This is a genomic window from Natrinema sp. 1APR25-10V2, assembly GCF_031626495.1.
Lineage (GTDB): Archaea > Halobacteriota > Halobacteria > Halobacteriales > Natrialbaceae > Natrinema.
Genome location: NZ_JAMQOJ010000003.1, coordinates 237,577 through 255,806 on the forward strand (window position 1 = coordinate 237,577; position 18,230 = coordinate 255,806).

At 64.8% G+C, this 18,230-nt stretch carries 18 protein-coding genes; 7 read left to right on the top strand and 11 right to left on the bottom strand.

Annotated features, from left to right (window positions below):
• Window positions 1-6 precede the first annotated feature (6 nt).
• The 3 genes from NDO75_RS10495 to NDO75_RS10505 form a co-directional block, all read right to left on the bottom strand.
• On the bottom strand, window positions 7-666 hold the full coding sequence (locus NDO75_RS10495) for a DUF502 domain-containing protein (RefSeq protein ID WP_310906162.1): 660 nt from the start codon (window positions 664-666) through the stop codon (window positions 7-9).
• A gap of 105 nt (window positions 667-771) precedes the next feature.
• Window positions 772-2,079: a glutamate dehydrogenase GdhB gene (gdhB, locus tag NDO75_RS10500; protein WP_310906163.1), complete on the bottom strand. Its 1,308-nt coding sequence runs from the start codon at window positions 2,077-2,079 to the stop codon at window positions 772-774.
• A 45-nt stretch (window positions 2,080-2,124) separates the two neighbouring features.
• Window positions 2,125-3,306: a M24 family metallopeptidase gene (locus NDO75_RS10505; RefSeq protein WP_310906164.1), complete on the bottom strand. Its 1,182-nt coding sequence runs from the start codon at window positions 3,304-3,306 to the stop codon at window positions 2,125-2,127.
• Between the two features lie 172 nt (window positions 3,307-3,478).
• On the opposite strand from NDO75_RS10505, the gene NDO75_RS10510 reads away from it, so the two are divergent.
• Entirely contained in the window at window positions 3,479-4,024 is a 546-nt protein-coding gene (locus NDO75_RS10510; RefSeq protein WP_310906165.1) for a CDP-2,3-bis-(O-geranylgeranyl)-sn-glycerol synthase, read from the top strand.
• 37 nt (window positions 4,025-4,061) lie between these two features.
• Here the strand turns inward: NDO75_RS10510 and NDO75_RS10515 are convergent, their stop codons facing one another.
• The gene (locus NDO75_RS10515; RefSeq protein ID WP_310906166.1) at window positions 4,062-5,021 is read right to left on the bottom strand and encodes an alpha/beta hydrolase; all 960 of its coding nucleotides are present in this window, start codon (window positions 5,019-5,021) and stop codon (window positions 4,062-4,064) included.
• Window positions 5,022-5,183: 162 nt separating this feature from the next.
• On the opposite strand from NDO75_RS10515, the gene pyrE reads away from it, so the two are divergent.
• Complete coding sequence (gene pyrE, locus NDO75_RS10520) at window positions 5,184-5,708, top strand: orotate phosphoribosyltransferase (protein WP_310906167.1); 525 nt, start codon at window positions 5,184-5,186, stop codon at window positions 5,706-5,708.
• Window positions 5,709-5,793: 85 nt separating this feature from the next.
• On the opposite strand, the gene NDO75_RS10525 is transcribed toward pyrE, so the two are convergent.
• From NDO75_RS10525 to NDO75_RS10535, 3 genes are all read right to left on the bottom strand, one after another.
• Window positions 5,794-6,258 carry a response regulator gene (locus NDO75_RS10525; protein ID WP_310906168.1) on the bottom strand — a complete coding sequence of 155 codons (465 nt, stop codon included), beginning with the start codon at window positions 6,256-6,258 and terminating at the stop codon, window positions 5,794-5,796.
• Window positions 6,258-8,216, bottom strand: a complete 1,959-nt coding sequence (locus tag NDO75_RS10530) for an MEDS domain-containing protein (protein WP_310906169.1) — start codon at window positions 8,214-8,216, stop codon at window positions 6,258-6,260. Before NDO75_RS10530 ends, NDO75_RS10525 begins: the two co-directional genes overlap by 1 nt.
• Window positions 8,217-8,454: 238 nt before the next feature.
• On the bottom strand, window positions 8,455-9,492 hold the full coding sequence (locus NDO75_RS10535; RefSeq protein WP_310906170.1) for a sodium:calcium antiporter: 1,038 nt from the start codon (window positions 9,490-9,492) through the stop codon (window positions 8,455-8,457).
• A 305-nt stretch (window positions 9,493-9,797) separates the two neighbouring features.
• Here NDO75_RS10535 and thrS point away from each other — a divergent pair, with 305 nt between their 5' ends.
• Window positions 9,798-11,747, top strand: a complete 1,950-nt coding sequence (gene thrS / locus NDO75_RS10540; RefSeq protein ID WP_310906171.1) for a threonine--tRNA ligase — start codon at window positions 9,798-9,800, stop codon at window positions 11,745-11,747.
• Window positions 11,748-11,767: 20 nt separating this feature from the next.
• Here thrS and NDO75_RS10545 read toward each other — a convergent pair whose 3' ends face one another.
• Window positions 11,768-12,199, bottom strand: a complete 432-nt coding sequence (locus tag NDO75_RS10545) for a hypothetical protein (protein ID WP_310906172.1) — start codon at window positions 12,197-12,199, stop codon at window positions 11,768-11,770.
• Window positions 12,200-12,651: 452 nt separating this feature from the next.
• Between NDO75_RS10545 and NDO75_RS10550 the strand changes: the two genes are divergently transcribed.
• Together NDO75_RS10550 and glmS are read left to right on the top strand one after the other, a co-directional pair.
• Window positions 12,652-13,362, top strand: a complete 711-nt coding sequence (locus NDO75_RS10550; protein ID WP_310906173.1) for a phosphoribosyltransferase family protein — start codon at window positions 12,652-12,654, stop codon at window positions 13,360-13,362.
• A 207-nt stretch (window positions 13,363-13,569) separates the two neighbouring features.
• Window positions 13,570-14,010 carry a methylaspartate mutase subunit S gene (gene glmS, locus NDO75_RS10555; RefSeq protein ID WP_310906174.1) on the top strand — a complete coding sequence of 147 codons (441 nt, stop codon included), beginning with the start codon at window positions 13,570-13,572 and terminating at the stop codon, window positions 14,008-14,010.
• A 114-nt stretch (window positions 14,011-14,124) separates the two neighbouring features.
• Here glmS and NDO75_RS10560 read toward each other — a convergent pair whose 3' ends face one another.
• The 3 genes from NDO75_RS10560 to NDO75_RS10570 all read right to left on the bottom strand — a co-directional run bounded on the left by NDO75_RS10560 (window position 14,125) and on the right by NDO75_RS10570 (window position 16,041).
• Complete coding sequence (locus NDO75_RS10560) at window positions 14,125-14,556, bottom strand: universal stress protein (RefSeq protein WP_310906175.1); 432 nt, start codon at window positions 14,554-14,556, stop codon at window positions 14,125-14,127.
• Window positions 14,557-14,719: 163 nt separating this feature from the next.
• The gene (locus tag NDO75_RS10565) at window positions 14,720-15,310 is read right to left on the bottom strand and encodes a 50S ribosomal protein L15e (protein ID WP_310906177.1); all 591 of its coding nucleotides are present in this window, start codon (window positions 15,308-15,310) and stop codon (window positions 14,720-14,722) included.
• A 197-nt stretch (window positions 15,311-15,507) separates the two neighbouring features.
• Window positions 15,508-16,041 (bottom strand): hypothetical protein, encoded by a 534-nt coding sequence (locus tag NDO75_RS10570; protein WP_310906178.1) that lies wholly within the window; start codon window positions 16,039-16,041, stop codon window positions 15,508-15,510.
• A 295-nt stretch (window positions 16,042-16,336) separates the two neighbouring features.
• Here NDO75_RS10570 and NDO75_RS10575 point away from each other — a divergent pair, with 295 nt between their 5' ends.
• Window positions 16,337-17,068, top strand: a complete 732-nt coding sequence (locus NDO75_RS10575; RefSeq protein WP_310906180.1) for a hypothetical protein — start codon at window positions 16,337-16,339, stop codon at window positions 17,066-17,068.
• A gap of 96 nt (window positions 17,069-17,164) precedes the next feature.
• Entirely contained in the window at window positions 17,165-18,121 is a 957-nt protein-coding gene (locus NDO75_RS10580; protein WP_310906182.1) for a hypothetical protein, read from the top strand.
• Window positions 18,122-18,230: the final 109 nt, after the last annotated feature.

Here is an 18,230-nt window from a genome sequence, read left to right on the forward strand (position 1 = left end):
CGCTTTTCACTCTTCGTCTGCCGATCGGGTTCCGGACGTATCGAACGGCACCGTCGTGCTCGATCCCTTGCTGTCGCCGAACCCGCCGCTCAGCATGCGCGCCATCGCCGATTCGATCGATTCGTCGGTTTCGGTGACGCGCTCCGGGTCGGCCTCGACGACGAACCCCGAGGTGACGTTCGGTGCCGTCGGAATGAACAGAACCTCCTTCCCGTCGGGTGTGACGTGACCGGTCTTGAACGCGGTCAGCTGCTTGTTATCCCAGCTCGTGACTTTGACCGGCTCCTGTAGCGCCTGCTCCTCGCCGAACGTGGTCTCGGCGGCGACTTTCGACGCGTTGTAGACGACGCGCAGTCCCGGGAGGCGGTTGACGACGCCGTCGATACCGTCGGAAAAGAGGTCGCCGATCGTCGTTCGGGTCAGCGAGCCGACGACGACCGTCACGAGCGCGAAAACGGAAAGCGAGATGGCGATACGGAGGATACGAGCGGCAAGCACGCGGGTCGGCTCGTGGCCGATCCAGCCGCGCAGCGCGGCCGCGTCGACTACGGGCACCGGCGTGAGGCCGGTGATGATCGCGTAGAACCGGTAGATCACGTACAGCGTGACGAGTATCGGACCGACGACGATCAGCCCGCTCGCGAACTCCCGTTTCCACGTCGACATACTCGCAGGGTATAGCTGCTGGGACATGAGCGCTTTCCTTCTCTGCCCTCTCGAACGGCCGACCGCGCCGGTAGACGGCGACGGCGGCTCCCGGCGATGGCGGATCTACGGCCAGAGCCCGCGGGTCGCCTTCGCCTCCGCGATCCGGGAGAGCGCCACCACGTAGGCCGCGTCGCGCCACGTCAGCCCCTTCGCGTCGACCTCGGTGCGGACGTCGTCCCAGGCCTCGAGCATGTGCTCTTCGAGCTCGTCGTTGACGCGCTCGAGCGACCACTGCCGGCGGTTGATGTCCTGGAGCCACTCGAAGTAGGAGACGGTGACGCCGCCCGCGTTCGCGAGGATGTCGGGGATCACCGCGACACCGCGCTCCTGAAGAATGGTGTCGGCGGCGAACGTGGTCGGGCCGTTCGCGCCCTCGACGACGATGTCCGCCTGAATAGCGTCGGCGTTGTCCGCCGTGATGACGTTGCCGACGGCCGCCGGGATCAACACGTCGACGTCGAGCTCGAGCAGTTCCTCGTTCGAGAGCCGACGGACGCTATCGTCGTCGCTAAGATCGTTCGCGAAACTGGTGACCGCTTCCGGCTCCTCGTCGTGTGAGGGGATCGCGTCGACGTCGATCCCGTCGGCGTCGTAGACCGCGCCGTTGACGTCGCTCACTGCGACGATCGTCGCGCCCCAGTCCTCGAGCAGGCGGGCGGCGTTGGCACCGACGCTCCCGAAGCCCTGCACGGCGACCGTCGTGGCCGAGACCTCGCGGTCGTAGTACTGGATCGCTTCGCGGGCGGCGATCGCGGTCGATCGGCCGGGGGCCTCCTCGCGGCCGTAGGAGCCGCCGATGACCGGCGGTTTGCCGGTGACGACGCCGGGGATCGTCTCGCCCTGTTGCATCGAGTAGGCGTCCATGAACCAGGCCATCGTCTGGGCGTCGGTGCCCATGTCGGGCGCAGGAACGTCCTTCGTCGGCCCGACGGCGTCGCGCAGTTCCTCGGCGAACCGGCGGGTGAGCCGCTCGGTCTCGTCTGCGGTCAGCGACTTGGGATCGACGGCGACGCCTCCCTTCCCGCCGCCGAAGGGGAGGTCCATCACGGCGCACTTCCAGGTCATCCACATCGAGAGCCCGGTACACTCCTCGGCGCTGACTTCGGGGTGGTAGCGGAGGCCGCCCTTGTAGGGGCCGCGGACGTCGTCGTGCTGGGCGCGGTAGCCGGTGAAGACCTCGACGGAGCCGTCCTCGCGCTCGAGGGGGACCGATACCTGCTGGACCCGCGTCGGGTACTTCAGGCGCTCGATGACGCCGGGATCGACGTCGACGTGAGTCGCAGCGCGCTCGAGTTGGCGGCGCGCGGTGGTCAGCGCCGAGTCCGGTTCGTCGTCCGATTCGCTCTCCGTTGCGGTTGGTGTCGTGCTCATGGAATGGGTTCGTATGTCAGCGAGTAGTCGTCGGGGCCGGCAGCATCAGGCAGTGAACAGCCGCCGCGGGAAGTCAGCCAGCGTCTCCGCGCCGCTGCCGGTGACGCGGAACGTCTCGCTGATCTCCATGCCGATCTCGTCGGTCCAGATGCCCGGGATCATGTGGAACGTCATGTCTTCTTCGAGCACCGTCTCGTCGCCGGGGCGCAGGCTCGCAGTGTGTTCGCCCCAGTCCGGCGGGTAGCCGAGCCCCATCGAGTAGCCGATGCGGTCCTCCTTCTCGAGGCCGTACTGTGCGATCGTCTCGCGCCAGGCTTTCTCGACTTCCTCGCAGGTGACGCCGGGTTCGACGGTATCGAGCGCGGCCCCGATCCCCTCGACCACGATGTCGGCCGTTTCCTCGAGTTCCGCGGGCGGGTCGCCGACGAACGTCGTGCGAGCCAGCGGGGAGTGATACCGGTGGCGACAGCCGGAGAGTTCGATGATGACCGGATCGCCGTCCTCGAACGGCCGGTCGGTCCAGGTCAGGTGCGGTGTCCCGGTGTGATCGCCCGAAGGCATCAGCGGGACGATCGACGGGTAGTCGCCGCCGTAGTCTTCGGTGCCCGTGATGAGCTGTTCGTAAATCGCGGACGCGGCCTCGTACTCCGGCACGCCCTCCTCGATGACGTCCAGGCCCGCCTGCATCGCGTTCTCGGAGATGCGCGCGGCCTCGCGCATGTACTCGAGTTCCTGCTCGGATTTCTTGATGCGCACCCAGCCGACCAGCAGTGTCGCGTCCTCGAACTCCGCCTCGGGGAGGTTCTGCTGCAGTCGGGTGTAGGATTTGGCGGTGAAGTAGGAGGCGTCCATCTCGAGACCGATCCGGCCGTCCGCGACCTCGAGTTCCTCCAAGACGCCCGCGACGTAGTCCATCGGGTGGAGGTCGTGAGGAGAGTGGACGTGGTCGTCGCTGTACGCGCGGATGCTGTCCTCGCCGAGATGGGTCGTCGCCCGCGCGCCGTTGGCGTCCATCCCGCGGCCGATCCAGACGGGTTCGTCCCGGTCGGGCGTGACGACGACGGCCTGGTGGACGTAGAACGACCAGCCGTCGTACCCCGTCAGGTAGTTCATGTTCGCCGGATCCGCGACGACGATGGCGTCGAGATCCTCCTCGCGCAATCGATCTTTCGTCCGATCGACCCGGCGATCGTACTCCGATTCGTCGAAAATATGCTCTCGTGGCATGGTCCCAGGGCCTCTAGTGGGCCATCTATCAGGAACGATAAAACCTTTTCGTGTATGCCGGAAACAGATAGTGTGTACAAATGGCCGGCCGGTGGGCTCGCTCCTCGCCGCCGGCTCGGCGGCCGGCGACGAACCACCGGCGGTTAAGACACACCGGTTCGTCCCCGCGGATATGGCAGTACTCGAGACTATCGCGATCGCGTTCTGGGCGATGTTGCCCGCCTACGTCCCCAACAACGCCGCGGTGCTGGCCGGCGGCGGCCGGCCGATCGACGGCGGCCGGACGTGGGGCGACAGGCGAGTGCTCGGCGACGGGAAAACGTGGCGCGGGACGGCGATCGGTATCGTCGCCGGGCTCGCGCTCGCGGCCGTGCTCACCGTCATCGAGCCGTCCGTCGGCGACGCGCTCGGTTTCGATCTCCCCGAATTCACGCCGCCCGCGGCGCTCGGCCTCGCCGGCGGGGCGATGCTCGGCGACATCCTCGCCTCGTTTCTCAAGCGACGGACCGGCCGCCAGCGCGGCGCGATGTTCCCCGGCCTCGATCAGTTGGACTTCGTCGTCGTCTCCCTGCCGCTGGTCGCCCTGCTCGACTTCGACTGGTTCCGCGAGTGGTTCACGCTCGAGGTCCTCTTCGTGGTCGTCGTGCTCACGCCGATCCTCCACGTGACGACGAATGCGATCGCGTACAAACTGGGGCTGAAGAACGAGCCGTGGTAATGGACTGAACCGACTCCGTCGCTTTTCGGGACGCCGCTTACTCGAGCGTCGCTTCCATGTCCGCGCGGGCGGCCTCGTGGGCCTCGTGGGCGCGATCCAGATCGATCGGATCCGAGATCATGCTGAAGAAGCCGTGGATCATGTCGTCGTAGTTGTGGTACTCGACGGGGACGCCGGCGTCCTCGAGTCGGTCGGCGTACATCGCACCGACGTCGCGCAGCGGGTCGAAGCCGGCGGTGATGATCGTCGCAGGCGGCAGGTCCGAGAGATCGTTCGCGAACAGGGGGAAGGCGTAGATATTCCGCATATCGATTTCCGTCTCGAAGTAGTGGTCGCGAAACCACTCCATGTCGTCTTCCGTGAGGAAATAGCCCTCCTTGTTCTCCTCGTAGGCCTCGGTCGCTGGCGCGTCGCCGACGCTGGGATAGATCAACAGCTGATAGGCGATGTTGGGCCCGCCCCGATCCCGGGCGAGCAGCGACAGGCCCGCCGCGAGGCCGCCGCCGGCGCTGTCGCCGCCCACGACGATCCTGTCGGGATCCGCGTTCAGGTCGTCGGTTTCCCCGGCTACCCACTCGAGGGCGGCGTAACAGTCCTGCAAGCCCTCGGGGAAGGGATGCTCCGGCGCGAGCCCGTAGTCGACGCTGACGACGGGATAGCCGGTGTCGTCGGCCAGCTTCCTGCAGACGCCGTCGTGGGTATCGATGCTCCCGACGACCCACCCACCCCCGTGGAAGTAGACGATCAGCGGCCGATCCTCGCCCTCGGTGCCGGGGTCGTAGCTCCGGACCGCGAGGTCACCGTGTGGCCCGTCGATGGTGTGATCTTCGACGGACTCGAGTTCGATGTCGGGTTCGTCGGTGACGCGCATCGCCTCGAAATTCCGGCGGGCCTCCCGGGGCGTGATCTCGCTGAACTCCGGCGTATCGAGCGACTCGTAGAGCTCGAGAAACTCCTGTACGTCCGGGTGTGGCTCGTTCGCACTGGATGATGTCATCGTGGGGCACACTTTCCGGCGAAGGTAAAAAGCTACCTGTCACGGACGTACGTGACGGTTTCGGCCGGATGTGCGGGGGCCGTCGAGTCGGCCTGCCCGTTCGAGCTTCCGGTCGCGTCCCGTTCCACACCGCTTATTTCGGTCCGGTGCGCCCTCTCGAGCATGACCAACGAGGAACTCATCGCGGCCCTGCGCGCGGCCGACGCCGTTCAGTTCGGCGAGTTCGAACTCTCCCACGGCGGCACCAGCGAGTACTACGTCGACAAGTACCTCTTCGAGACCGACCCCGACTGCCTCGAGTTGATCGCCGGGGCCTTCGCCGACCGCCTGGACGCCGACGACAAACTCGGCGGGGTCGCCCTCGGCGGCGTCCCACTCGCCGCCGCGACGAGCGTCGCCGCCGGCGTCCCCTACGTCATCGCGCGCAAGCAGCGCAAGGAGTACGGCACCGGAAACCTGATCGAGGGCCGCCTCGCCGAGGGCGAGGAGGTCGTCGTCCTCGAGGACATCGTGACGACGGGGACGAGCCTCGTCGAGGCCGTCGAGGCGCTTCGCGAGGCCGGCGCGACCGTCGAGCGCGCGCTCGTCGTCGTCGACCGCGAGGAGGGCGGCCGCGAGAACGTCGAAGACGCGGGACTGGAGATGGAGTCGCTGGTCACCGCGAGCGAGTTGCTCGAGAGTCAGTGAGGGTAGCCGGCGAGTTCCGCTGTCACCCGTTGCCGGGGACGTGTCGGCAATCTTCGACGACCTGGGGCGTCTCAACTCGTTTTCACTACTCGGCGTCCGTGGGAGCCGCGGGCGGGAGCACCGCAGTGGAGAGCCAGAACTCCGTGATCGACTGAAGGCGGTCCGCGAACGCGTCCGGATCGACCGGTTTGAGCAAGTAGGCGTTCGCGCCCGCCTCGTACGCCGCGATCAGATCGCTTTCGGAGTCCGACCCGGTCAGGACGACGACCGGCGTTCGCTTCAGGCGCGGGTCGGACTTGACCTCCTCGAGGAGGGCCTGCCCGCTGACCGCCGGCAGGTTCAGATCCAGGAGAACGAGGTCGGGCACCGGCGCGTCGGCGAATTCGCCGCGCCGGTAGAGCCAGTCGAGCGCCGCGTCCCCCGTCTGGACGGTGTGTAGCTCACCGGGAAGCGCTCGCTCCTCGAACGTCGTCTCGATCAAGTGGACGTCGCCGTGATTGTCCTCGACCAGCAGCACGTCGGCTCCGTCCGTCCCGGTGTCCGCGTGCATCAGTCCGCCGCCCGTTTCGCGAGCGTCACGTGGAACGTCGACCCGTTGCCCGGTTCGGAGTCGACCCAGATGTCACCGTCGTGGTTCTCGACGATCTCCTGACACAGTGAGAGCCCGATGCCGGTCCCCGGATACTGTTCGTCGTGGTGGAGCCGCTTGAAGACCTCGAAGATCTGGTCTGCCCTGTCCGGATCGATCCCGATCCCGTTGTCGGCGACCGTAAACTCCCAGCAGTCCGATCGCTCCTCGGCGTCGATCTCGACCCGTGGCGGGGCGCTCTCGTTGTACTTGACGGCGTTGGAGACGAGGTTGGCGAACAGCTGCTCGAGCTGCTCGCCGTCGGCCGAGACCGTTGGGAGCGAGCCGACGGATATCTCGGCGTTGCGCTCCTCGATCTGCATCCGGTGGTCCGCGAGGACCCGTTCGAGGACGGCGTCACAGTCGACGGGTCCGAACTCGTTGTCGGCCCGTTCGACCCGCGAAAACGAGAGCAGATCGCCGACCATCGCCCGCATTCTGTTTGCCCCGTCGACCGCGAAGTCGATGTACTCCTGGGCCTGCTCGTCGAGATCGTCCGCGTATCGGTTCTCGAGGAGCTGCAGGTAGCTCGAGACCATCCGCAGGGGCTCCTGAAGGTCGTGGGAGGCGGCGTAGGCGAACTGTTTCAGTCGATCGTTGGACTGTTTGAGTTTCGCGACCGTCTGCTCGAGCTCTCGCTGATACTGCTGGTGCTCGAGTTCGTATTTCACCCACTGTCCCATCAGCTCGAGGGACGTGCGTTCCTGCTCGGAGAACGGCTCCGTCCGAGGTCGTGAGGTGACGAACGCGAGCGTCCGATCGGCCTCACCCTCGACCGGGACGTACGTGCCGAGATACGCTTCGACCCCGTAGTCCTCGTAAACGGTGATTTCGTCGAACTCCTCCTCGGTCGGGTCCGACACGCTCGCGGCCTCCTCGATATCGGCTGCAGCCTGACAGTACGTCTCCGACAGCTCGAGTTCGACCCCGGGCTGGAAGTAGTCGTGATCGCCGCTGACGTGTTCCACCTCCAGGTGATCGGCGTCCGGGTCGACGCGGTTCAGGGCCCCCAGGTCGAGGTCGAACTGTTCACAGCCGAGTTCGAACAGGGCCTGCAGCTTCGCTTCGAAGGATTTGTCCGGATCGGACGTGACCCCGTTCAGCCGCTGGAGGAAGCGCTTTTGATCGCTCAACTCCGTCTTCGCTTCCGTCCGCTCCTGTAGCGTCCCCAGCATTCGGTCGACCTCGTGATCCGGCTTCGCTGGTCCGCAGAACTCCTCCGGCGGGGTGTAGTAGAAGTTGTGGCAGACGGTGTTGTCGTGGATGAGGTGGGGATGGACCCGGACGACGTCGCAGATCCCCTCGGCCGGAAAGTGCCGGCGGTCGTAGAGACAGAGCGCGATCGCGTCTTCGCCGTCGAAGACGTCGTTTACCTTGCTCTCGTACTCCATGAACTCCTCGATCGTCACGTCGTCCTCGACGATCCATCCCGTCTCGGCGACCAGCCGAAACGCCTCGTACTCCGCGGTGGCCTCCTCGATGATGTCGGCGTAGCGGTCCGTCATCTCGTCGATACTGAAAGAGCCCCCCTTCAGATACGTGTTCTCGACCGATTCGAGGGTCAGCGCGCCGGACTCGAGTCTGGCGTCGACGTCGATGCCCCGCTCTCGCATCGCCGCCAGCACTTCGTCCCTGTCCTCCTCTTCGACGACGTACATGCACTTCTCACCCCGCTCGAGTCCCTGGCGAAGGAACGGAATCGCGGCCGCGAACTGCTCCGCTTCGCTCTCGTAGACGAGCGCGAAGTGATCGTTGGAGTGGCCGTGTCCCTCGAGGGATTCGACCGGGCCGCGAAACTCCGAGCTCTGGCGGAGTGCCTCGAGTCCGCTATCCAGGCTCAGGACGTCGGACTGATCGCTGCGGTCGCTACGTTGACTCATTGCTACTCAATACAGGAAGTCGCCATATAAGGCTGATTACCGAAACAGTGACACTGTCGGGCCCCGATCGAGGCGGCGGGTCTCGAGATGGAATCGCTGGTGACGGCAAGCGAATCGCTCGAGAGTGGAACCAGCGGCCGGTCGCGGAGAACTCAGCATAATTCGAGGTGAAGCCTCCGACCTCACGGAGCGAGCGAAGCGAGTGAGTAGGTGCGCTGAGGGAGTAGGGAAGGGTAGTTTACGCTCCCTTGATGAGATCGGTCACGCCGACGGTTTCGGCGATGACCCACGCGACGAACAGCCCGTAGGCGGCGAGGAGCACGTAGGACTCGAGGGCGGTGACCGAGAGGTCGGTGCGCAGAAACGAGAACAGGAGGACGGTCGCGAGCGTCAACACGCCGAGCATCGGGACGGCGACGGCGAAGTCCACGGGGACGGTTCCGACGATGAGCACGCCGATCGGAATCGCGACCAGGAGGTCGAACGTGTTCGACCCGAGGACGTTGCCGATGCTCGTGATTCCCTTCCCGGTCTTGGCCGATCGGACGCTCACGAGCGTGTCGGGCAGGCTCGTCGCCCCCGCGATGATGGTGACGCCGGCGAGGAACTCGGGGATGCCGAACGTGTTACCGAGCGATTCGACGCTGCCGACCAGCTGTTCGACGGCCAGGAGGATTACGACGAGTCCGACCGCGAGTCTGCCCCACTCGCGGGCGATGTCGATCCCATCGGTTTCGTCTTCGGCCTCGTAGTCGCTGACGTCCTGCCACTGGATGAAGAGATACAGCCCGTACAGGAGCAGCGGTATCATCGCCAGGGGGCGCGTCAACTGACCGGTGAGTTCCGGGCCGCCGGGGACGGGGACGTAGATGACGGCCAGCGCGAGGGTGACGACCAGCGCGGAGACGGCGATCATGTAGAACTGCGCCTCTTTGTAGACGAGGGTGCGGTTCGTGTCCAGATCGCCCTCCGTAACGAGACCGGATATCGCCGGAATCACGAGGATGTTGAAGATCGCGGAGCCGACGACCGCGCCGACGCCCATATCGAACGTTCCCGCGAGCGCCGTGAACACGACGCTCGAGAGCTCCGGGAAGCTCGAGCCGATGGCGACGACGATCGATCCCTGGACGACCGCCGGTAACCCGTAGTACGTCGAGAGGTGTTCCGCTGATTCCTCGAGCCAGCCGCTGCCGAACCAGATGAAGCCCGTCGCCGCGACGATGACGAGCACGTTGACGACGGGCGTATTCGGGAGGATGCCACCGAGGGCCATCGTCCGTACGTGTCCGCTCGTGCCACATGAGTTGTTCTATAACCGACAGGCAGTGCTGTCGATCGTGAAATCGCGTCGTCGTGGTCGCCTTCAACCGTCCGCTCGCGGGGAGCGGAACGGTGTCGCTTACCATCACAACCCTTTTATCCCGCTCGAGACTACCCGTATCCACGATGGTAGGTGTCCGCTTTACAGGGGCGTTTGCCCGCTTTTAACTCCCACCTACCGCGTATTGTGTCGGCCGCGGTCGACCAGTGTGCGGGACGCGCGGACACGCCACCGGGATTTTCACCACACCCACAGCCATGTCAGAATCAGATTCACAGGAGCAAGTAGCGGTCGTACTGCCCGACGGTTCGGAACTCACGGTCGACGCCGACGCGACGGTCGAGGACTGCGCGTACGAGATCGGCCCCGGACTCGGCAGCGACACGGTCGCCGGGAAACTCGACGGCGACCTCGTCGCCAAGGAACAGCCCGTCTACGACGGCGCGGAACTCAAGATCATCACCGACGGCTCCGAGGAGTATCTCGAGGTCATGCGCCACTCCGCGGCCCACTGCCTCGCGCAGGCGGTCGAACGCCGCTACGACGAGGACGAGGTCAAACTCGCGATCGGCCCGCCGACGGACGAGGGCTTCTACTACGACTTCGACAACCTCGATATCGACGAGGAGGACCTCGCGGATCTCGAGGCCGAGATGGAGTCGATCATCGACGAGGACTACGAGATCGAGCGCGAGGAGGTTTCGATCGAGGAGGCCGAGGAGCGTCTCGCCGACGAGCCCTACAAGCTCGAACTGCTCGAGGAGTTCGCCGAGGAGAACGACACCGTCACGTTCTACAGCCAGGGCGAGTGGGAGGATCTCTGTGCTGGCCCGCACGTCGACTCGACGGGCGAGATCGGCGCGATCGATCTGCTCGAGATCGCCGGCGCCTACTGGCGCGGCGACGAGGAGAACACGATGCAGACGCGCATCTACGGCACGGCCTTCGAAGACGAGAGCGACCTCGAGGCGTTCTTGGAGCGCAAGCGGGAGGCCGAGAAGCGCGACCACCGCCGGATCGGCAACGAAATGGATCTCTTCTCGATCCAGGACGTGACGGGGCCGGGCCTGCCGCTGTATCACCCCGCCGGGAAGACTGTCCTCTCGGAACTCGAGGCGTTCGTCCGCGAGTTGAACGAGGAGGCGGGCTACGACTACGTCGAGACGCCCCACGTGTTCAAGACGGACCTCTGGCACCGGTCGGGCCACTACGAGAACTACCAGGACGACATGTTCATCTTCGACGTCGGCGACGACGAGTTCGGCCTGAAGCCGATGAACTGTCCCGGCCACGCCGCCATCTTCCAGGACCACTCCTGGAGCTACCGCGACCTGCCGATCCGCTACGCGGAAAACGGCAAAGTGTATCGAAAGGAACAGCGCGGCGAACTCTCCGGTCTCTCGCGGGTCTGGGCGTTCACCATCGACGACGGCCACCTGTTCATCCGCCCCGACCAGATCGAGCGCGAGGTCGAGGAGATCATGGCGATGATCACGGACGTCCTCGAGACGTTCGACCTCGACTACGAGATGGCGCTTGCCACCCGCCCCGAGAAGTCGGTCGGTAGCGACGAGATCTGGGAGCGCGCCGAGGAACAACTCGAGAGCGTGCTCGAGGCTCACGGCCACGAGTACGAGATAGAGGAGGGCGACGGCGCGTTCTACGGGCCGAAGATCGACTTCGCCTTCGAGGACGCCATCGGTCGCTCGTGGGACGGCCCGACGGTCCAGTTGGACTTCAACATGCCCGAGCGGTTCGATCTGAACTACGTCGGCGAGGACAACGAGGAACACCGCCCGGTCATGATCCACCGCGCGCTGTACGGCAGCTACGAGCGGTTCTTCATGATGCTCATCGAGCACTACGAGGGCCGGTTCCCGCTCTGGCTCGCGCCCGAACAGGTCCGCGTGCTGCCGATCTCCGACGACAACCTCGGCTACGCCCACCGCGTCGCCAACGAGTTCGACGACTTCCGCGTCGAGGTCGACGACCGCGACAGCACCCTCGAGCGGAAGATTCGCGCGGCCCACGACGACCGCGTCCCCTACCAGATCATCGTCGGCGACAACGAGGAGGAGGCCGGGAATATCTCGGTGCGCGACCGCTTCGAGGACCAGGAGTACGACGTCGAGATCGACGCGTTCAGAGCGCACCTCGAGGCCGAACGCGACGAGCAGCGGACGGAACCGGACTTCCTCCAGGAGTAGTCGACGTCCGCCTTCGGCTATCAGTCACAGCGAGGTACCTCATCTCGATACGACAGCTCCCGTTCGTCCGTGTAATAGAGCTCGATTTCGCGTGGGACACTCGGGTCGGGCGGACAGTCCGATTTCGGCGGAACGGAAACGGTTCCGTTCGCGCCGGCATCGGTTTCGTACTCGATGGTGCGAATCTCGTTGGGGATCGGATCAGTGGTGAACGAGTGTCCTTTCGTCAACTCTCTCCGTCCTTCGTAGATGACTGTGCCGTCCGCTGCTTTGGCCGTCAGTTCGAACGCGGTCGTCTCGTTTTCGTAGTGCGTGTTGATGAGCGTGAGCCGGACCTGCGTTCTGTGTTTCTCGCCGCGGAGTCGCTCTAGACAGCCGGCGGTCGCGGTGAGGGCAACTGTGAGAACCGTTCCGAGGCCTTCACGCCGGCGGTACCGTCGATCGTCAGTCATGATTACTCAGTAGACCGTCCCGAATCGTCGGAACTTGTTAGCGGTATGATTACTATTGGGCAGGGGGATAATATTTCTGATTATCGGAACGAATATTTCGGATGGAATCCGAAATCGCCGGGATGGAGAAAATCCAAAGATTTGCGATGTTCGACGAGTCGACGACTGAACGAGTGAAGCGACGCGAAGGAGTGGACTCGTCGAGGGGCACAGGAACGGTCGAGTAACATCGCTGTCGACCGCTCTCTCGGACGTCTTTCCACAGTGTCATCGCTGCCTCGAGCGTGGCGGGATCTGTGAAGCGGTTTTGAGGACGGGGACTCGAGGTGATCGAAGTCCGCGTGCGTTTCGCGTCGGATCGCCGACGGTCGCCACGGAGACTGCATATCTGTGGTGATCGATGTCATGGCCTCGATCGAAATAGGCATAGTTGTGGAATCGTGCATATCTGTATGAACAGAGCCGAGAAAGCAGCCCTCCAGCTGCGGGCCGTCGACGTGTTGCGAATGTTGAAGGAGACCCGGACCTACGACGAACTCGCGGAGACGACGGGACTACCGGCGGGCGATCTCAACCGGTACGTGAACGGACACGTCCTTCCGGGGACCGAGCGTGCGAGCGAGGTCGTCGAGGACCTGGGTCGAGAGGCGCTGGCCGCGGAACTCGACGCGCGAATCAGCGTCGACGAGGACGGGTACGTCGACAATAGCGCGACCGTCTTCGACCAGCCGTTTCTCGAGCTGGCCGCACCAGTCGTGGCCAACGGGTTCGACTTCGAGCGCCCCGACGTCGTCCTCACGGCTGCGACTGACGGGATCACCCTCGCCGCCGCGCTCGCGAGCTACTACGGCGTCCGGTGTGCCTACGCGAAAAAGCGCAAGGAGACCGCCGTCGAGGAATTCATCGAGGCCCGCCAGCGACTCCAGTCGGGTATCGAACTCACCTACTACCTGCCCGCTTCGGCTATCGACCCCGGCGAGACGGTGCTGGTCGTCGACGACCTCATCCGGTCGGGCGAGACGCAGGAGCTCCTGCTCGACATCGCTCACACCGCCGAAGCCGACGTCGCCGGCGTCTTCGCGCTGATCGCAGCCGGAGCGGACGGCATCGAACGCGCGCGTGAGCGCACCGACGCGCCGGTCGGTGCGCTCACGACCGTCTGATCGATCGCGAGTACCACGGAACGGACGGTTTCACCGCGCCATTGCAGGCGGAAAGGATTTTTGTGTTCGGAGCTCACAGTTCAGCGCACCGAACGGTTCGTTCGACGCTGTCCGCTCGCCAATCGCCGGAGGGAAACCGTGTGAACGATTGGCACATTATTAATCATTAGGTTTATGGTGGTCCCGGCAGTTAGTGGTGGTACGCACATGACGAAGACAGTCATCCTCGGCGTGATCGGGTCGGACGCTCACGTCGTTGGGATCACCATCCTGGAACAGGCGCTGGAGGCAGCCGGATTCGACGTCGTCAACCTGGGAGTCCAGAGCTCTCAGGAGGAGTTCGTTGAAGCCGCGTCCGCCAACGACGCCGAGGCTGTACTCGTCTCGTCGCTCTACGGCCACGCCAAGCAGGACTGCGAGGGCTTCCACCAGCGGATCGCTGAGGCCGACCTCGATGTCACGACCTACATCGGCGGCAACCTCGCCGTCGGACAGGACGACTTCGAGGAGACGCGGTCGTTCTTCCGCAAGATGGGATTCGACCGGGTCTTCGACTCCGAGACCGATCCGGAGGAGGCCATCGAGGCCCTGAAGGCCGATCTGGACATGCGCTCGACCGAACAGGAGAGCCAGACCGTTTCGGCGTAACTGTTTTTCGCGTCGCTCCGAACGCGCTGCCGTCATCCCACTGCTTACCGGTGTCAACGCTCGAGAAGCCGTTGCTCCGGTTCTGTCATCTTCGCGTCGAACGCGTTCCCCTCCCTACCGAACGATCGTCACCGGCACCGGCGACCGACGGGCGACTGTCTCGGCGACGCTGCCCAGTAGAATCCGGCTCGCACCTGTCCGGCCGTGGCTACCGATGACGATGTGATCGACGTCCTGTTCGTCGGCGTAGTCGACGATCGATCGCGACACGCCGCCGATGACGTACTCGGTCTCGATCTCGACGCCGTGATCGGCCGCCTGTTCGCGCGCCGTCTCGAGAATTTCCTCGGCGCGGTCCTCGTGGTGGCCCTGTACCTCGTCGTAGTTGATCGCGGTCCCCTCGACGCCGCCGACGGCGTAGAAGTCGCCCGGGTCGAGGACGTACAGTGCGGTGATCGTCGCATCCGGATACTCCGTACAGGCGAACTCGAGCGCCTCAGTCGACTGTGCCGAGTCGTCGACCGCCACGAGGACGTGCTGTGTCATGCGAGGCGATACGTCCGCCCGTGGAATAAGTCCACCTCTCGGACCGGATCCGTGGGAACGACGCTACGGTCCCCTGTTCGCGTTCGAGAGTCCGTACTGGCGCTGGCTCTCCGGGGCCGGTTCGCAGAAAAATCGATAGTGGGTTCGTCGGTCGCTGACGCCGTTACTTCGCGCGGCCCTGACCGCCCGTGTTCGACGGTCGGACCTTCTCGGCACCCTTGCCGCGGTTGTTGAGGCCGCGGTTGGCTTTACCGGCGTTCGTGAGCCCGCGGAACGCGCGGTTCTGGTGGGCGTCGTCGCAGATCCAGTTGAGATCGTCGTCGTTCTCGATCGCGGGGTGGTTCGGATCGACGAGGATCACTTCGAACCACTTCTGCGAGCCGTCTTCACCGACCCAGTAGCTGTTGAGCACGCGCAGATTGGGGTACTTGCGGGAGACGCGCTCCTCGCCGATGCGCTGGATGTTCTTGCGCCGCCCGATGCGGTTGACACCCTGGCGCTTCGAGCGCCGGCCGGCCTTGAATCGTTCCTTCCGGGCGGTCCCCTTTCGGACCGAAACCCGGGTCACGACGATGCCCTGCTTGGCCTTGTAGCCGAGTTCGCGCGCCTTGTCGAGTCGCGTGGGGCGGTCGATTCGCTCGATCGCGCCCTGCTTGCGCCACTCCTGCTTTCGCTGCCACTGTAGCTCCCCGAGCTTACCGTCGTCGGGGTCTTTCCATGCGTCCTTGATGTGGGAATAGAAGCTCTTTGCCATGCGTATTCACCCGCGGGCGTTTCCTGGTTCAATCCCGACCGGGGCCGAGCCCCGCGGATCACATCCCGACCTGTGACACCGCATCGTACAGGTGCCCGCTGATGCCCGCGAACCAGCGAGTCTACTCCTTCTTCCCAACTCTCGAGTATAAGAGCTTCGAACTCCGCGGGCGCGCTGCTGTGCGGGCGGTATGGCCGTTACCGCCCGAGCGGCACCCGTTCGCGCACGCCGCTGGGCGTGACGCCGTTGACCGCCGCGAAAACGGCTCCCAGGACCAGCCCGTAGACGAGGTGGCCGAGGCCGAAGAGGAGCGCGCTGAACAGTTCCGCTGCCGGCCCCGAAACCGGGAGGTACGGAAGCGGCAGCGTCGCTACGCCGGCCCGCTCCATCGCTACCGGAAACACGACACCGCCGGCGAAGAGGCCGACGACCGTGCCGAACGCCAGCCCGGCGATGACGTAGTCGTTGAACTCGTCGATCTGGTCCTGAATCACCCGTCTCGAGACGATTGCGGCGAAGAGCAGTCCGAACGCGATGCTCAACATCAGGTGGATGGTCCAGCCGACGCCGATGGCCATCTCGGGCTCGGCCGCGAGCCCGCCCAGGAGTTCGATCTGGTTCCCACCGAGGTGGAGGACCAGGCCCATGGCGATTCCGGCGACGAGCCCACCCGTGAGGCCGCCGCCCCAGATGCCGACGCCGTCGAGATCACGTGTGCCATTCACCCTCATACTGGGGGGTACGGCGAGGGGTCAGATCAATGTCATCATTTGCCGGTTGTCGAGAGAATCGATCGAACGGGAGTGTCATCTCGCAGTTCGCGTTCGCGCGAATCGAGTGACCTGTCGAACTCTCTCACCGGTTCGCCGGTCGATCTCGTCCACGGCCGTCGCCGTCGGTGACAAAATATGGGAATACTTATATATCCAAATATTAGCTTCAAATGCTCGTGTCCGCGATATCGCTAGATTCGCTGATAAACAAAAGCAGTACTACATATATCTCGGTCGGGCGCGTACTACTCGTATGGCCTTCAGCATCACCGACGCGATGACCGACGGGTTCTCCCGCGCCACCGAGCGGAACGGGCTCGTCTTCGTCGTCATCTTCGCTATCCTCGCCGTAATGAACGCGCTCGTCGTCCCAACCGGATTCGGCCCCGCAACCGGCGCAGAACCCGCGTCAGGACTCGTCGGCCTCGTCACTGGTCTCCTATCGTTTGCGATCGGGGTCGTCACGATAGCCGCCGCGGTCGTCGCACTTCGGACGTTCGCATCCGACGAGACCGAGACGATTCCACAGGAGTTCCGCCGACGGAAGCTCGGCATCGCCACGCTCAACGCCTTCGTCGGCACGATCGTCTTCGTGCTGCTCGTCGCCGTCGGGAGCGTCTTCCTGCTCGTACCGGGTCTGTTCCTGCTCGTGGCCCTCTACTACTGGAGCGTCTTCGTCGCGGTCGAGGACCAGAACTTCGTCCAGGCGTTCCGCAGCAGTTGGGCGTTGACCAGGGGCAGTCGCCTCCGACTATTCGCGCTCGGCTTCCTCGTCGTCGCACTCGGCATTCTGGTGAACGCCACCGCCATCGTTCCGGCGGTCTTCCTCGGCGATGCCGCGGGGCTCGTCCTCACGCAACTCGTCGCCGCGGCCGTCACGGTCTACACCCTCGCGACCACTGCCCAGGCCTACGACCAGCTCCGCGGCCTCGAGCACCCCCTCGAGACCGAGCCGCAGCCCGGATCGACCGGGATGCCCGCCTGAGCGCTTCGCTCGGGCGAGTAACCGCTGTTTTCCGGTCTTCGGCCCCTCGTATCCATCAGAACACTATTTATCGCTCACTCTAGAGAACTGGCAGTAATGAGATTGCTGTCAGAGACCGAGTCTCAGGGCTTGCCGGTGGAGTACGTCGTCGTCGGCATCGGCCTGGTCGCGGCCGCCGCTGTGCACTATCTGCTTTCGGTTAGCCTCTTCGTGACCGGTCTCTTTGTCTGCGCTCTCTTCCTCGTCAGCGTGATCGCCTTCGTGCCGGGAGTCTGGCCGACGCTGTACCGTACTACCGGGATCGGTGTCGGCGCGTGGCTTCTCGCCGCGGCCGTTGCAGCCGGCGGAATCGCGCTCAGTTACTGGATCGGCGATCCCCAGCCGTTCTGCGACTCGACGCTCTCTCATCGTGGCTGTTTCACCACCTATGGGTGGGCATCGGCGGTTTACCTCGCGAGCGCGTTCGGCGTCGCCATCGCTGCCGGCCACCTCGATCGGTACCGTCGCCTGCGAAACGCGTCGGTCGTCCCCGCTGCCGAGGTCGACGATGGTCCCGTCGCCGTCGAAGGCCATCTCGTGCCGGCAGGCGAACCCATCGCAGGACCGGTATCCGACGAGCCGACGGTTTGGTATCGCAGCGCCGTCGAACGGGCAACGCTCTTCGAAGGCCACCGAGAGATCGACCACGACGCCGGCGGTGGCGAGTTCTACGCCGAGGACGGCTCAGGCCGTCTTTTAGTTCTCCCGGAGCAGCTGGACGACCACGACGTCGCCGACCTCGCTCGCTCTCATACGGACTCCGACGGGGAGCGACGACGGCGCGAGTGGAGCTACGAGCCGAACGACGTGGTCACCGTCGTCGGTGTCGGACGCAGCGTCTCGCGAGCGGCGTACCCGGAACCGATCGTCGTCGGACTCGAGGAACCGGTGATCGTCGGGCTCGGAACCCTGTCCGAACTCCGCAGCTGGGCCGCCACTCGGGTCCTCGTCGGCGCAGCGTTCGCGCTCGTCGGCGGCGGCGGTTCGTTGCTCGTGATGGTGCTGGCTGCCTGATAACCAAAATCTCTCGTCGCCGACAACTGCCACTCGCTGGAGAGCCATCGAGTTGCGCCTCTCTTCCGCACGCCCCTCGATTTGATATACCGATATTCGGTGTACTGGC